The 13,364-nt window shown below is 60.5% G+C and carries 14 protein-coding genes and 1 pseudogene; 2 read left to right on the top strand and 13 right to left on the bottom strand.

Features of this window, described 5'->3' with window-relative positions; genetic code table 11:
- Positions 1-41: 41 nt before the first annotated feature.
- The 6 genes and pseudogenes from FEE99_RS11090 to FEE99_RS11065 form a co-directional block, all read right to left on the bottom strand.
- Positions 42-545 (bottom strand): DUF4142 domain-containing protein, encoded by a 504-nt coding sequence (locus FEE99_RS11090; RefSeq protein ID WP_041478889.1) that lies wholly within the window; start codon positions 543-545, stop codon positions 42-44.
- A gap of 152 nt (positions 546-697) precedes the next feature.
- A complete protein-coding gene (locus FEE99_RS11085) occupies positions 698-2,047 on the bottom strand; it encodes a sensor domain-containing protein (RefSeq protein WP_041478890.1) in 1,350 nt (449 codons plus the stop codon).
- Positions 2,048-2,122: 75 nt separating this feature from the next.
- Positions 2,123-2,761 (bottom strand): LysE family translocator, encoded by a 639-nt coding sequence (locus FEE99_RS11080; RefSeq protein ID WP_041478891.1) that lies wholly within the window; start codon positions 2,759-2,761, stop codon positions 2,123-2,125.
- Positions 2,762-2,821: 60 nt separating this feature from the next.
- Positions 2,822-2,953: pseudogene (locus FEE99_RS11075) on the bottom strand (glutathione transferase); the annotation flags it as partial.
- A complete protein-coding gene (locus FEE99_RS11070; protein WP_081932513.1) occupies positions 2,952-3,686 on the bottom strand; it encodes a PA3715 family protein in 735 nt (244 codons plus the stop codon). The pseudogene FEE99_RS11075 and the gene FEE99_RS11070, both read right to left, overlap by 2 nt.
- 348 nt (positions 3,687-4,034) lie before the next feature.
- A complete protein-coding gene (locus FEE99_RS11065) occupies positions 4,035-5,339 on the bottom strand; it encodes a hypothetical protein (RefSeq protein WP_041478893.1) in 1,305 nt (434 codons plus the stop codon).
- Between the two features lie 219 nt (positions 5,340-5,558).
- On the opposite strand from FEE99_RS11065, the gene FEE99_RS11060 reads away from it, so the two are divergent.
- Positions 5,559-6,230: a hypothetical protein gene (locus tag FEE99_RS11060; protein ID WP_177327018.1), complete on the top strand. Its 672-nt coding sequence runs from the start codon at positions 5,559-5,561 to the stop codon at positions 6,228-6,230.
- On the opposite strand, the gene yiaY is transcribed toward FEE99_RS11060, so the two are convergent.
- Complete coding sequence (gene yiaY / locus FEE99_RS11055; protein WP_041478894.1) at positions 6,191-7,339, bottom strand: L-threonine dehydrogenase; 1,149 nt, start codon at positions 7,337-7,339, stop codon at positions 6,191-6,193. The two genes, FEE99_RS11060 and yiaY, sit on opposite strands and share 40 nt — an antisense overlap.
- A gap of 154 nt (positions 7,340-7,493) precedes the next feature.
- On the opposite strand from yiaY, the gene FEE99_RS11050 reads away from it, so the two are divergent.
- Complete coding sequence (locus FEE99_RS11050) at positions 7,494-8,513, top strand: DUF4917 family protein (RefSeq protein ID WP_041478895.1); 1,020 nt, start codon at positions 7,494-7,496, stop codon at positions 8,511-8,513.
- A gap of 164 nt (positions 8,514-8,677) precedes the next feature.
- On the opposite strand, the gene FEE99_RS11045 is transcribed toward FEE99_RS11050, so the two are convergent.
- From FEE99_RS11045 to FEE99_RS11020, 6 genes are all read right to left on the bottom strand, one after another.
- Entirely contained in the window at positions 8,678-9,022 is a 345-nt protein-coding gene (locus FEE99_RS11045) for a YegP family protein (protein WP_041478896.1), read from the bottom strand.
- Between the two features lie 80 nt (positions 9,023-9,102).
- Complete coding sequence (locus tag FEE99_RS11040) at positions 9,103-9,684, bottom strand: DJ-1/PfpI family protein (RefSeq protein WP_041478897.1); 582 nt, start codon at positions 9,682-9,684, stop codon at positions 9,103-9,105.
- 157 nt (positions 9,685-9,841) lie between these two features.
- Positions 9,842-11,068 (bottom strand): class I SAM-dependent methyltransferase, encoded by a 1,227-nt coding sequence (locus tag FEE99_RS11035; protein WP_041478898.1) that lies wholly within the window; start codon positions 11,066-11,068, stop codon positions 9,842-9,844.
- Positions 11,069-11,245: 177 nt separating this feature from the next.
- On the bottom strand, positions 11,246-11,863 hold the full coding sequence (locus tag FEE99_RS11030; protein ID WP_041478899.1) for a TPM domain-containing protein: 618 nt from the start codon (positions 11,861-11,863) through the stop codon (positions 11,246-11,248).
- Between the two features lie 33 nt (positions 11,864-11,896).
- Positions 11,897-12,649 carry a TPM domain-containing protein gene (locus tag FEE99_RS11025; protein WP_039762691.1) on the bottom strand — a complete coding sequence of 251 codons (753 nt, stop codon included), beginning with the start codon at positions 12,647-12,649 and terminating at the stop codon, positions 11,897-11,899.
- A gap of 13 nt (positions 12,650-12,662) precedes the next feature.
- Entirely contained in the window at positions 12,663-13,271 is a 609-nt protein-coding gene (locus FEE99_RS11020; RefSeq protein ID WP_024011957.1) for a LemA family protein, read from the bottom strand.
- Positions 13,272-13,364: the final 93 nt, after the last annotated feature.

Raw genomic sequence — 13,364 nt, 5'->3', positions numbered from 1 at the left:
TCAACTGAAGGTTTCGCTCGCGCTGCAACAACAAGGCGAAGTTAGCGACTGGCCTGCAACGCTCGAGCTTTCTCCAGATGGCTTTGCAGTTTCGGCAAAGTCTCATCGGCAAACGCTTTGATTTCCGGCACGTCGGTGGTCTGTGCCTGTTGCTCGATCTGGGTAATGGCCTCTTCGGTCGCCTTGACCTGACTGGCAGCGTAGGCCTGATCGAATGTGGTGCCGTCCTTCACTTCCGGCATCAGCTCCTTGGCCTTGTCAGCAAGTTCTTCGCGGGGGGCAACCGGCAGGTCGAGTTTCTTGGCGATTTTCGCCAGATGCTGGTTGGCTGTAGTGCGGTCGTTGATCACAACGATGGTGTAATCCTTGACCTCTTTCGATTCGGTCTTGCCGTGGGCCTGACGGCTGGCTTCGATGTCAGCCATGCCTTTGGCAGAGGCATCGTTGATGAATTCGGCAGGCGACTGGGCGAACGCACTGCTGGCGCACAGGCCCAGCAGGGTTGCAAAACTGACGTTACGTAAACGGGTGGCCATCCGGCTCATGGTCGCGCCCTCCTTTGTTGAAAATTCAAACGGGCCGTGATTCGCCCGCTGCTCAAATGTCGCGGCGGACAATTGTCCGCCTCAGTTAGGAATGCTTTAGCGGTCAAAGGTTTAGAAAATCTGCCTGAACCGCGACGAACGGCGCGCTCGCTTCAGCTGCCCAAGGCCCGATGATTCAGGCGTTTGGCCGCATACATGGCTTGATCGGCATGCCGAAACAGCTGCTGTTCTTCTTCGCCGTGTTCAGGAAAGCGCGCCACGCCGATGCTCGATTCGATCCGCAGGTCATGCCCGTCGAGGCGCATGGGCTGCGCCAGCACCTGTCGGATTTTTCCGGCGACGCTGTCGGGATCGCCGGCGGCATGCACGCTGTGCAGCAGCACGACGAATTCATCGCCACCGATACGCGCCACCGTGTCGGTTTCACGCACGCAGCCTTTCAGCCGGTTGGCCACGGTTTGCAGGAGCATGTCACCGACGGCATGGCCATGGGTGTCGTTGACCTGTTTGAAGCGATCCAGATCGACATACAGCAGCGCCATGTGTCCGTGCAGGGTTCGCGCATCGGCCAGCGCAGCCCTGAGCCGATCACGCAGCAGTTCGCGATTGGGCAGTTGCGTCAGTTGATCGTATTGCGCCATGCGCTTGAGCCGCGCGTGCAGTTGCTGGCGCTCGATGGCCGTGGCGACTTGTGCGCAGACGTATTGCAGCAGTTCCTTGTCCTGCTCGGTGTAGCGTTCGCCGCCAGCGAGGCTTTTGACGATCAAGGCGCCGATGGTGCCGTTTTTTGAATTCAGTGGTACGCCGAGCCAGCAAGGCGCGTTTTGTTCCGCCACCAGCTCAGCAAAATCGGGCGTGGCATCGGCGCTGTCCGGCGTCAGCAACATTGGCTGGCCGCTGCGGATCACTTGCGCGCAGAGCCGTCCGATGACGGTGCCGGGCTGCTCGGGCTGCAATTCGTGATCGTCGACGTGATAGGGAAAATTCAGCTGCGCGCAGTGTTCGTCGTACAGCGCCACGGAAAAATTCAGCGCCGGCAGCCACTCGCCAATCAGCAGATGGATGCGTTTGAACAGCGCCAGCAAATCTTCCGCCGCATGCGCCGCCTCGGAAATCGCGTACAACGCCGCTTGCCGCGACTCGGCCTGCTTGCGCTCGGTGATATCGCGGGCGACGGCGATGCGCAGTTGATCGACTTCCGACCAGCGCGCCGACCAGGAAATGTGCGCGACGCTGCCGTCCTTGCGCAGGTAGCGGTTCTCGAAATTGTGCTTCGGGTCGCCGCCCATGATTTCGCCCGCGGCCGCGAGGGTGCGCTGGCGATCAGCCGGGTGCACCAGCTCGATCATCGAGCGGCCGATCAGTTCGTCAGGCGTGTAGCCGAAAATCCGCTCGCAGGCAGCGCTGACAAAAACGAAACGGCCCTGTTTGTCGACCGCGCAAACGGCGTCCAGCAACAGGTCAATGTAGCTCGCCAGCGGCGCAGGGTTGGGGCTTTGCATGGTTCTACGGGGTGTCCGCGCAATGCAGCGATTTCAATCATCCATGATCGTGATTGCGCGTCCCTGCCCATTCCATCAAGTCTTGTTCGGCAGCAGCCCCGGCAGCGCGTGCATCAACGCGTTGATGGCGAAGCCGATAAACATCACGCCGCATAAACGCGTGATGAGCAGCTCATGCCGCTGATACACCATGCGCACTCGCTGTGCGCCGACCACGCCGATGAGGATAGCGTAGGCCAGGGCGCCGCCGATGAAACTCAGGGCGATCAGTGCAGGTAGCATCGACCAGTTGAGCAGTTCGGCGCGGCTCGACAACAGCGCCGTAAAGGTCGCCACCGCCACCGGATAGGCCTTGGGATTGGTCAGGCCGAAGACGATGCCGTGCCAGAACGGCTGCCGCGCCGCCCCTTGCGCCTCGTCGCCATTGCGGCGTTGGGCACGCACCGCACGCCAGCCGAGCCAGAACAGGTACAACGCGCTGAGCACGCCGAGCACATCGAACGCGGTGCTGCCGATTTCCCGCGCACCGACAATCGCCACCAGCGCGGTGCTGCACCAGATCACATCGCCGAGCAGATGCCCGCAGAGAAAACCCGCCCCGGCGCGCCGGCCATGGGCCGCGCCAATCCCGAACACCGCCAGCACGCCCGGCCCGGGCGTGATCCCGTAGATGAAACCCGAAGCCAGAACGGCCAACAGCAATGATGGAGTCATGAGAAACCTGCAAGCGCCAGAATACTTGGCGGCCAGTCTATATCAGAGGGTCACGGCGGATCACTGCGCGTCGTGAAAACGCATGCCGGGGTACGGTTTCTGGCGACATGCGTCCAGCCGCGATTGCAAATCGCCGACGTGGACTTCCAGCTTGTGCCCGTCGGGATCGAGGAAGTAGAACGACGCGCCTTCAATAGCCTCTCAGATTTTCGGGAACGAAATATTGCTGTCCGTCATAGCGCAACGTGGTCAGCACCGGCTTTTCGTGAGTGGTCTTCGACTCGCAGGTGTCGGGTGAACCCTCGCCGACCAGACCCATGGTGACTGAGCGGACAATGATATCGGCGTAACCATGGGAACTGGTTTTGCCCATCTCAAGCGTACGCACCGTCTCCGAGCGCTCTCCGGCGCAATTGCCATCCCACTCGCCACTGAAGCTGTAGACGACCAAGCGATCCAGCACCGGGCGCACCTTGTCGCCCTCTTTCACGTAGAGCGACAGCAGGGTTTCATCCAGCGGATTGACGCGCGACGAGCCTTTGAAATGGGCGCGGACGCCGAATGCACGAAGGTCGGGCGTGAGTTTATAACGCGCCGTGTCGAGTTCCAGACTCTCCAGCGCGATGGCATCGGAGAGAAACGCCGACGGCTGATGATAGGTTGCCAGCGGTTTGGGGCTGCCGGCCGTGATGACAGCCAGATCCAGATCGTACGAGCCCACGCTGCCGTCATGGCCATATACCGGATCGGGCACGAACGTCGATAGCGCGGTAATCGTCAGCGACGGATAAGCCGGCCAGTCCTTGCACAGCGAGAAATCCGCTTCCGCGCTGACCGCCGGCGGCGTGCAATCGGCCCACGCCTGCCCAGCCATGAACCATCCGCAGAGCGCTACTGCGCTGATCCAATTGGACTTCATTGTCAATTCCCGCTCCTTGATGACATTTGCAGCCGCGCACTATCCCTTTCTGCATCGGAGGATTCAACAGATCTGGCCAGCGAATCTTCTCATGTGTCTGAAGTCGGAATTCGCGAGCAGGCTCGCTCGCACAGGAAAGCGCATTCCAAAGTGGGAGCGAGCCTGCTCGCGAAGGCGTCATCACAGACGCCGCGAGTCTCAGAACTTATCCAGCGTGCGCAACTTCTGCGGCAAGCCGGGGTGGTGCTGCCGGTGAGGTCCTTGATGCGCGCCGACCAAAACCTGGCTGACGATCCCGCCGAACTGGACAGGGTTCATCCGAGCCGGCAGGACAGTTCGGTTTACCTCTGGCGCTCAAAGGCCGATGCGGTCTCGCCGTGTTGTGACAGGCGCAGTCAGCAAGCGGACCAATTGCGCACTATCGTCCTTGCGTCCCAACACCAGAATTGAAGAGCCTTGCAGGCAGGCATCAATGGCTGACCATGAAATGTCTCTCGCGCCCTCGACATCAAACGAATCATCCACAGCGCCATCGACCAGAAAGCCTGCCGTCAACAAGCCTCGTGCGCTGCCCGAGGTCTGTCCGACCGCAACGATCCGTTTACCGGCGATATCATCCAGCGCAAACCCTGCCTTCCAACCTCTCAGATCCCGCTCCTGCGCCGTCGGGGTGAGGACAGGATTGTTGAACGCGTCATCCATTTGGCCGGAGTAGGTAATACCACTGATGAACCCGTGTTGCAGTTTCGTGCCTTGCGTTGACTCGACCGCCGAACCGAGCAGAAGCAGGCGCTGCGCCGTTTGCACAGCAATGTCCATCACGCTGCTTTCGAGCGGCTGGCCATCGCGCTGAATATTCAACAGCAGTACACCCTTGTCGCCGAACGCTTGTGCAACTTTCCCGTTGTGGTCGAACGCCATGACCAATCCCTGATTGGTTACTTCCGTTTTGCCATGCAGCAGAATCAGCCCATCGTCGAGCTGGATGATCCCGGACAGCGAAATGGCCACCCCTGGCAGCGACAGGGGCAGCCAACCGTTGCTGGCGAACGATAAATCGTCCGAGCCATCGAGATGGAATCGCGTCAACAGGCCACTGCCCTTTTGCGCGGTCACGAACAGCAGCCGGTCCGGCTGCGCAAGCTGCGGATCGGATTTCGCCAGCAGCAGTTGCCCATGCGTGGCCCCAAAGAGTGCCGGAATCCGCATGGGCACAATCCGGTAGCCATTCCTGTCGCCGCCGAACTCGATGTCCGGCGAACCGTCGGGCAGAAACCGGGCGATGACTTGCTGGTATTCAAGAGTCTGGTCTTTGACGACGCCAATCACACCGCACATCCAGATCCGTCCCAGCGCATCAACGATCAATGGCCCGCCTTGCGTGAGCGAGCCTGTGCCGAACTGGCCGCTGAGATATCCGCCGGTGCCGAAATCCGGATCCGGATTGCCATCGGCATCCAGGCGCGCAAGGCCGTAGTACGAATGGCCCGATTGCTCGACGGTAGCGCTGACCATGATCTGCTCCGAAGGCGTGATCGCCACGCCTTTGGCAATGGTCTTGCCCGCTCCGGGGAATTTCAGCGTTCGCAGACCAAAGAGCGCATCCAGCTCCCCGGCTGACTGCAAGTTTGGGGACAATGGCGCGATAGATTCCGACATGTTCGTATGCTCCTCAAGAGATCGACGTCGATCCCCTCGTAGCGAGCATTCGACCCCAGGCCACCACACCGGACAACTGACAGAAATGACAGTTTTTTAGAAGAAAAAGAAATTACCTACTGTGTAAAAAAGACTGAATGACTGGTAGTTCTTACAGGTTCGAATTCAGGCACGTCATGCCAACCTCAGCGTTCAAATCAGCCATGGACGAGAAGCATGATGAGCACTCGCGACGAGCAAACTTCACAACCGGCCCCGACCATCACCTATCCCGAAGAGGCCAGCACGACGGGACCTGCGACATTGTTGCTCGGCAGCGGTATACCCAATGCTCTTGTGCAGGTCTGGAACATTGAAAACACCCATTCGCTTGGCGAAGGGCTGGTCAGCGCAAATGGACGATGGGCGTTCAGCATCACCGGCGTTCAGGCCCAGGGTCAGCAGAGGATTCACGCCCACCAGACCTATGCAGGCATCACGTCCGAATGGAGCGAAGAGCGCGGATATGAGGTGCGACTGCGGCCCGAGATCGACGTCCCGGTCGTTGTCGAACCGATTGAGGGCGCGCAGGTCGATACGCCTCTGATCTTTTCGGGAGATGTCACGCGAGCCGAGGGTTTCGTCAGTATTTTCGATCTGGACACTGGCCTGGAGATTGCCAGAGCAGCGGTCGAAAGCGACCGGAAATGGCAAACCCCGGCAGCACCCTCCCTGGCGGTCGGACAGTACCGTATCTCCGCCGTCCACAACATCGCCGGCCAGGTTTCAGATTGGGGCCGTGTGCGGACATTTGCCGTGGTCGCAGAAGCAAGCGAAGGACTTTTCGACTTCGCTCGCCTGCGCGCCTTCATTCAAAACGCATTGCGGAAAATTTCCTCGATCTGGCGCTGATCCGCCGCCCGTGGATTGGTCAGTCCACAGGCGTCCTTCAAGGCGTTGGTGGCGAGCACCGGGATATCGCTGAGTTTCGCGCCCAGCTCACGCAGTCCGCCGGGAATCTCGACGTCCTTGGCAAGGTTGCGAATGGCATTGATCGCCGCCTGTGCGCCCTCCTCCGCGCTGAAACCACGAATATCCGCGCCCATGGCGTGGGCGACATCCCTGAGTCGATCAGCACAGACCAGCGCATTGAAACTCTGTACATGCGGTAACAGCACGGCGTTACAGACGCCGTGGGGCAAGTCGTAGTAGCCGCCGAGTTGATGCGCCATGGCGTGGACAAATCCAAGTGAGGCGTTGTTGAACGCCATGCCTGCGAGGAACTGCGCGTAAGCCATGTTCTCCCGCGCCGCCAGGTCGCTGCCGTCGCGCACGGCCAGACGCAGATTGCTGCTGATCAGGCTCATGGCCTTCAAAGCGCAGGCGTCGGTGATCGGGTTGGCGGCGGTCGAGACGTAGGCTTCGATAGCGTGGGTCAGTGCATCCATGCCAGTGGCGGCGGTCAGGCCTTTGGGCATCGCGACCATCAGTTCCGGATCGTTGACTGACAGCAGTGGCGTGACGTTGCGGTCGACGATGGCCATTTTCACGTGGCGCGATTCGTCGGTGATGATGCAGAAGCGGGTCATTTCGCTGGCAGTGCCGGCGGTGGTGTTGATGGCGATCAGCGGCAATTGCGGCTTGCTGGAGCGGTCGACGCCTTCGTAATCGCCAATCTGCCCGCCATTGGTTGCGCACAGGGCGATGCCCTTGGCGCAATCGTGCGGCGAGCCGCCACCCAGCGACACGACGAAATCGCAACGGCTTTCCTTCAGCAGCCCCAGACCGGATTCGACATTGGCCGTAGTCGGGTTCGGTCTGGCGCCATCGAAGATCACCGAATCGATGTCCTGCATCGCCAGTTTCTCGGCGATCATTGCGGCGACGCCAGCCTTGGCCAGCCCGGTGTCGGTGACAATCAGCGCCTTGCGAAAGCCATAATTGCGAATCGCGACCATGGCTTCGTCGAGGCAGCCGCTGCCCATGATGTTGACCGCCGGAATGAAGAAGGTGCTGCTCATCGTGTGTCTCCTGACTGAAGCCGGATCGACTGCCTCGATTCGGCGGGTGCGCACAGAATCGACCGATCGGTCACGAGCGATGTTGATCTGGCTCAATGTCCGCTCGTGATAAAGTCGCCGTCCATCTGCCCTTTGTTTTGAGACCGCCCACGCAATGACCGATTTTCTCAATGTCGACGCCACCCTCGAAGACTGGAGCGCCTTGCGCGCCGCGAACGATTTCCAGGGTTTGCTGGTGGGCAATGGCGCCAGCCGTGCGGTATGGGATGACTTCGGCTACGACTCGCTGTTCGAAAACGCCCGTACGGTCGAAGAGAAACCGCTGAGCCCATCGGAACTGGCGGTGTTCGACGCGCTGCAAACCCGCAGCTTCGAGCAAGTGCTGGGCGCCCTGAAAACTACCAGCCGGGTCAACAAGGCCCTGGCGGTCAGCTCGGCGGCGCCGCGCAATCGCTATTACGCGATCAAGGAAGCGCTGATCAACACCGTGCATGCGGTGCACATCCCGTGGCGGCTGGTGCAGCCTTCGACACTGACGGTGCTCAATGCTGAACTGGCGCGCTATCGCACGGTGTTCACCACCAATTACGACCTGCTCAATTACTGGGCGCTGCAACACCCGGGCAAGGCCATCGACGACCTGTTCAACGGCGCCGACGCGAGCTTCGATCTGAGCCAGAGCGCCACCGACAAACCGCGCCTGCTGTATCTGCACGGCGGTCTGCATCTGGTGCGCAATCAGGACGGCACCGCGCGCAAACTGACCTCGACCGAGGGCACCCTGCTCGGCAGTTTCGCCATCAACAATACGATCAAGACCCTGGACGACGTGCCGCTGTTCGTCACCGAAGGGCCGAGCGCTGACAAGCTCAAGACCATCCGCAGCTCGGATTATCTGTCGTTCTGCTACGAGCAGTTACTGGCCCATGGCGACAGCCTGTGCATCTTCGGCCACGCGCTGGGCGAGCAGGATGCGCATCTGGTGCGCGCGTTGCGCCTGGCCCGACCGAAGTGCGTGGCGGTCTCGATTTACCCGCGCAGCGCCGCATTCATTCAGCATCAGAAACGTCACTACGCCAAGGTGTTTGAAGGTACCGGGGTTGAGTTGCGGTTCTTTGATGCCAAGAGCCATGCGTTGGGCGATCCGAAATTGTCGGTACCGGTTGAGGTTTGATATTGGCCGGGCTGACGCCTTCGCGAGCAGGCTCGCTCCCACAATGGAATGCGGTCACCTGTGGGAGCGAGCCCGCTCGCGAAGACGGCATATCAGCCAACCCAAAAGGTGACTGGAACACCGCTTTCGCGAGCAGGCTCGCTCCCACAGGTTGATGTCGGATTTCAGAGCACCGGCTGGGTCTTGTCCTTGATGGTTTTCGTCGGGCCGTTGGCCTTCACGCTGGCAATGCCCTTGTCACACGCGCCGTCCGATGAATACGACTCGCTGCTGCCGATGATCTGGTGATTGGCCGCCTTCAGGTTGAAGTACGGGTGGCCATCCCTGGTCGACTTTTTCTCGTAGCGCTCATCCAGCGGGCTGTTGGCCTGCACCGAGGCAATCCCGCCGTCGGCGCCGGCGCGGGTGCTGTAGAGTTCGCTGGTCAGAATCGTTTCGGCGTTCGCCGCTTTCAACACGAACCTGAATTGGCCGTTGCTGCTTTTGCTCACTTCGTACCATCCGGACATGTCTGTTTCTCCTGGGGGCGATTGAGAGATCTCGCGCTTCAGAGTAAAGACCAGCACCTGCGATCTGTCGCTTGCCTCGACTACAAGGTGATTTTCGTACCGAGCAGACCGAGGAAACCGGCCAGCCATTTAGGATGCGCCGGCCACGCCGGAGCGGTGGCGAAATTTCCCTGAACATGGCCGTCGGTCACCGGAATGTCGATATAGGTGCCACCGGCCAGACGCACTTCCGGGGCGCAGGCCGGATACGCGCTGCACTCACGCCCCTCGAGCACACCCGCCGCCGCGAGCAGTTGCGCGCCATGGCAGACCGCTGCGATAGGCTTGCCAGCGTTGTCGAAGGCGCGCACCAGTTCGAGGACTTTGTCGTTCAGCCGCAGGTACTCCGGAGCGCGACCGCCGGGAATCAGCAGCGCGTCGTAATCGGCTTCGCGGGCCTTGGCGAAGTCGAAATTGAGCGCGAACAGATGACCGGGTTTTTCGCTGTAGGTCTGATCACCTTCAAAATCATGAATCGCCGTGCGCACGGTGCTGCCGGCGGACTTGTCCGGGCACACGGCGTGGACCGTGTGGCCGACCATCTGCAGGGCCTGGAACGGCACCATCACTTCGTAGTCTTCGACGTAATCGCCGACCAGCATCAGGATCTTTTTCGCGGCCATGGGAAAACTCCTCGGGGAAAGGTCTGGGGAGTATTCAAGGTAGACCTAAATTGAGCTGCAAGCTGCAAGCTGCAAGAAAAAGCAGGATCACCCAAATCAGGGACACCAGCGTCATGCTTCAACTTGCAGCTTGCCGCTTGAAGCTTGCAGCTGCCTGTTAAGGCATATAGCCGTCAGCGCGCAGCAGTGTTTCCAGGCAGTGTTCGCTGATGTGATAGAACGCTTTCAGCTCTGCGATCTTTGCCAACAATTGCGCTGGATTAACCGGCTCGGCGCGTTTCACCGCGAGAATCATCTTGTTCTTGTTGGTGTGTTCCAGCGAAATGAATTCGAAGACCTTGGTCTCGTAACCGCAGGCTTCGAGGAATAACGCGCGCAAGCTGTCGGTGACCATTTCCGCCTGCTGGCCGAGGTGCAAGCCGTATTGCAGCATCGGCTTGAGCAGCGCCGGGCTCTGGATCTGCAGGCGGATCTGTTTGTGACAGCACGGTGAGCACATGATGATCGACGCACCCGAGCGGATGCCGGTGTGGATCGCGTAATCGGTAGCGATGTCGCACGCATGCAGGGCGATCATCACGTCCAGTTCGCTCGGCGCCACCGTGCGCACGTCACCGCACTTGAACACCAGCCCCGGATGCTCGAGCTTCGCCGCTGCGGCGTTGCACAGGTTGACCATTTCTTCGCGCAGCTCGACGCCAGTGACTTCGCCCTCGGCCTTGAGCGTGTTGCGCAGGTAGTCGTGAATGGCGAACGTCAGGTAGCCCTTGCCCGAACCGAAATCGGCGACCCGCACCGGTTTGTCCAGCGCCAGCGGCGACGAGGTCAGGGCATGGCTGAACACTTCGATGAACTTGTTGATCTGCTTCCACTTGCGCGACATCGCCGGGATCAGCTCCTGTTGCGCATTGGTCACGCCCAGGTCCTTGAGGAACGGACGGCTCAATTCGAGGAAGCGGCTTTTCTCGCGGTTGTGCTCGGCCGAAGGCGCTTCACGCAATTGCTGAGGTTTGCTCTTGAACAGCGAACTCTTGCCCTTTTTGCTGTATTCCAGCTGCGCTTCGTCGGTCAGCGCCAGTAAATGAGCATTTTTGAACGAGGCCGGCAGCAGCCCGGCGATCAGCGCCACGCCTTCGCTCAGCGGCAGATTTTTGGTGATGTCGCGGGTCTTGTAGCGATAAACGAATGACAGGCACGGCTGCGCCTTGACCGTCACCGGTTTGATGATGACCCGTTGCAGATCCGCCTCTTCACCGACGTACTTGGCCAGCACCAGCTTGATGAAACCGCTGTCGTCGAGGCTGGCTTGCAGCAGCTCGATGAACTGGGCGTGGTGATCGGCGGCCGGTTTGGCGGACGGCGCGGAAGCAGCGGAAACGGACATGGACAAGCGGCCTCGGACGGGCGGAATCGGGAATGGCGGGTATTTTAGGGGGGATGGGGGTTGGGGACACCTTCTTATTTACCCAACGGCGAAAATCAAAAGATCGCAGCCTTCGGCAGCTCCTACAATTGGAATGCATTCTCCTGCAGGAGCTGCCGAAGGCTGCGAGCTTTTGATCTACCCCAACACCACCAACCGATTCGGCAACTCGTTCCGCACCTGCGTCACCGGCACGTGCACCTTCAACAACTCACCACACGCCTCCACGCACGTGACAAACCCTTCCAGCGTGCGGCCCTGGCGGACCTGTTCGGTGAACGCTGCGACAATCGCGTCCCAGTTGCTGTTATCCAGCCGTCTGGAAATACCCTCGTCCACCAGAATCTCCACATAGCGCTCAGCCTCGCAGACAAAAATCAGCATGCCGGTGCTGCCCACGGTGTGGTGCAGGTTCTGTTCGAGAAACTGCCGCCGCGCCAGGTTGGAGGCGCGCCAGTGGCGCACGCGGCGCGGGACCAGATGCGTGGTGATTTTCGGCAGGCGGAACAACAGGCAGAGGACGATGAACATGCCCCATTGCACCAGCAGCAGACTGTGCAGGGTCAGCCAGCCGGTGAAGTAGTGGACGATGCCCGGCAACACCAGGGCCAGCAGACTGGCCCAGAGCAGCGGGATGTACGCGTAATCGTCGGCACGGGCAGCGAGCACCGTGACCAGCTCGGCGTCGGTATTGCGCTCGACCCGGGCAATGGCCTCGGCGACTTTGCGTTGTTCGTGTTCAGTCAGTAATGCCATGTCGAAAAATGCCTGCTCATTATTCTTTTGATCTCACCAGCCGCCGGACGAACCGCCGCCGCCGAAACTGCCCCCGCCACCGCTGAAGCCGCCACCGCCACCGCCGCCGAATCCGCCGCCTCCGCCAAAGCCGCCCCCTCCTCCGGAGCCACCCCGGCCGGCAGGCAGGATACCGAGCATCTGGCAGACAAACACCGTCAGGATGAACAACATCACCAGGAACATGAACAGCGCAGGGTGCCGCGAGATGAAATCATCCGCCGGGTCGCCGCTGGATTCGTACACGGTCGACGGTTCGTCCAGCGGATTGCCACCCAGCACCACCAGCATCGCCGCAACGCCATCGCTGATGCCTTTGCTGAAATTGCCGGCCTTGAACGCTGGCGTGATGACCTGATGAATGATCACCGACGACTGCGCATCGGTCAGGCGATCCTCCAGGCCATAGCCGACTTCGATGCGCAGTTTGCGCTCGTCACGCGCGACGATCAGCAAGGCGCCGTTGTTCTTGTCTTTCTGACCGATGCCCCAGTGCCGACCGAGCTGAACGCCGAAATCCTCGATGGTGGTGCCCTGCAGATCGGGCAACGTGACCACCACCAATTGCTCGCCGGTGGCCTGCTCGTGCGCCTGCAATTGCTGGCTCAGTTGCGCGCGAATCGATGGCTCGAGCATTTGCGCCTGATCGACCACGCGCCCGCTCAGCGGCGGAAACGTCAATTCGGCCCGGGCGCTGACGGCGAACAGCCACAGCATCAGCACCAGGCTTAGTTTCAACACACGCATGGACGACCTCGAATCAGAATTTCACTTCCGGGGCCTTCTCCGCGCCGGGCGTGGTGGCTTCGAAGGTCTCGCGCATCGGCAGATCGCTGTACATCACGCTGTGCCACAAGCGACCGGGGAAGGTGCGGATCTCGGTGTTGTACTTCTGCACCGCCAGAATGAAGTCGCGACGCGCCACGGCAATCCGGTTTTCCGTGCCTTCAAGTTGCGACTGCAAGGCGAGGAAGTTCTGGTTGGCCTTCAGATCCGGATAGCGCTCGGAGACCACCATCAAACGGCTCAATGCGCCGGTCAGTTGATCCTGCGCCTGCTGGAACTGCTTGAGCTTCTCGGGGTTGTCGAGGGTGCTGGCATCGACCTGAATCGACGTCGCCTTGGCCCGCGCTTCAATCACGGCGGTCAGGGTTTCCTGCTCATGGGCGGCATAGCCCTTCACGGTTTCCACCAGATTGGGGATCAGGTCGGCACGGCGCTGGTACTGGTTCTGCACCTGGCCCCACGCGGCTTTGGCCTGTTCGTCGAGGGTCGGGATATTGTTGATGCCGCACGCGGTCAACAGCGTGGCGAACACCAGCAACGTGGCGATCTGTAGCCGTGAACGGGAGGTTGAGCTGATATTCATTGCAGTGATGCTCCATGACACATTTGATTTAAAAACCGAGCGCTGGGCATTCCCGGCCAGCGGTTGGGGCATAATCGGCGCCGCCACTGGCAT

The sequence above is a fragment of the Pseudomonas sp. ef1 genome (assembly GCF_007293365.2).
GTDB classification, from domain to species: Bacteria; Pseudomonadota; Gammaproteobacteria; order Pseudomonadales; family Pseudomonadaceae; genus Aquipseudomonas; species Aquipseudomonas siliginis.
This window is presented reverse-complemented; position numbering and strand designations above follow the sequence as displayed.

Excerpts from the sequence above, each read along its gene's own strand:
- FEE99_RS11065 (WP_041478893.1), bottom strand. The coding sequence starts at position 5,339 with ATGTCGGAATCTATCGCGCCATTGTCCCCAAACTTGCAGTCAGCCGGG.
- FEE99_RS11025 (WP_039762691.1), bottom strand. The coding sequence starts at position 12,649 with ATGCGTGTGTTGAAACTAAGCCTGGTGCTGATGCTGTGGCTGTTCGCC.
- FEE99_RS11050 (WP_041478895.1), top strand. The coding sequence starts at position 7,494 with ATGACCGATTTTCTCAATGTCGACGCCACCCTCGAAGACTGGAGCGCC.
- FEE99_RS11040 (WP_041478897.1), bottom strand. The coding sequence starts at position 9,684 with ATGGCCGCGAAAAAGATCCTGATGCTGGTCGGCGATTACGTCGAAGAC.
- FEE99_RS11090 (WP_041478889.1), bottom strand. The coding sequence starts at position 545 with ATGAGCCGGATGGCCACCCGTTTACGTAACGTCAGTTTTGCAACCCTG.
- FEE99_RS11020 (WP_024011957.1), bottom strand. The coding sequence starts at position 13,271 with ATGAATATCAGCTCAACCTCCCGTTCACGGCTACAGATCGCCACGTTG.
- yiaY (WP_041478894.1), bottom strand. The coding sequence starts at position 7,339 with ATGAGCAGCACCTTCTTCATTCCGGCGGTCAACATCATGGGCAGCGGC.
- FEE99_RS11045 (WP_041478896.1), bottom strand. The coding sequence starts at position 9,022 with ATGTCCGGATGGTACGAAGTGAGCAAAAGCAGCAACGGCCAATTCAGG.
- FEE99_RS11060 (WP_177327018.1), top strand. The coding sequence starts at position 5,559 with ATGAGCACTCGCGACGAGCAAACTTCACAACCGGCCCCGACCATCACC.
- FEE99_RS11080 (WP_041478891.1), bottom strand. The coding sequence starts at position 2,761 with ATGACTCCATCATTGCTGTTGGCCGTTCTGGCTTCGGGTTTCATCTAC.
- FEE99_RS11085 (WP_041478890.1), bottom strand. The coding sequence starts at position 2,047 with ATGCAAAGCCCCAACCCTGCGCCGCTGGCGAGCTACATTGACCTGTTG.
- FEE99_RS11035 (WP_041478898.1), bottom strand. The coding sequence starts at position 11,068 with ATGTCCGTTTCCGCTGCTTCCGCGCCGTCCGCCAAACCGGCCGCCGAT.
- FEE99_RS11030 (WP_041478899.1), bottom strand. The coding sequence starts at position 11,863 with ATGGCATTACTGACTGAACACGAACAACGCAAAGTCGCCGAGGCCATT.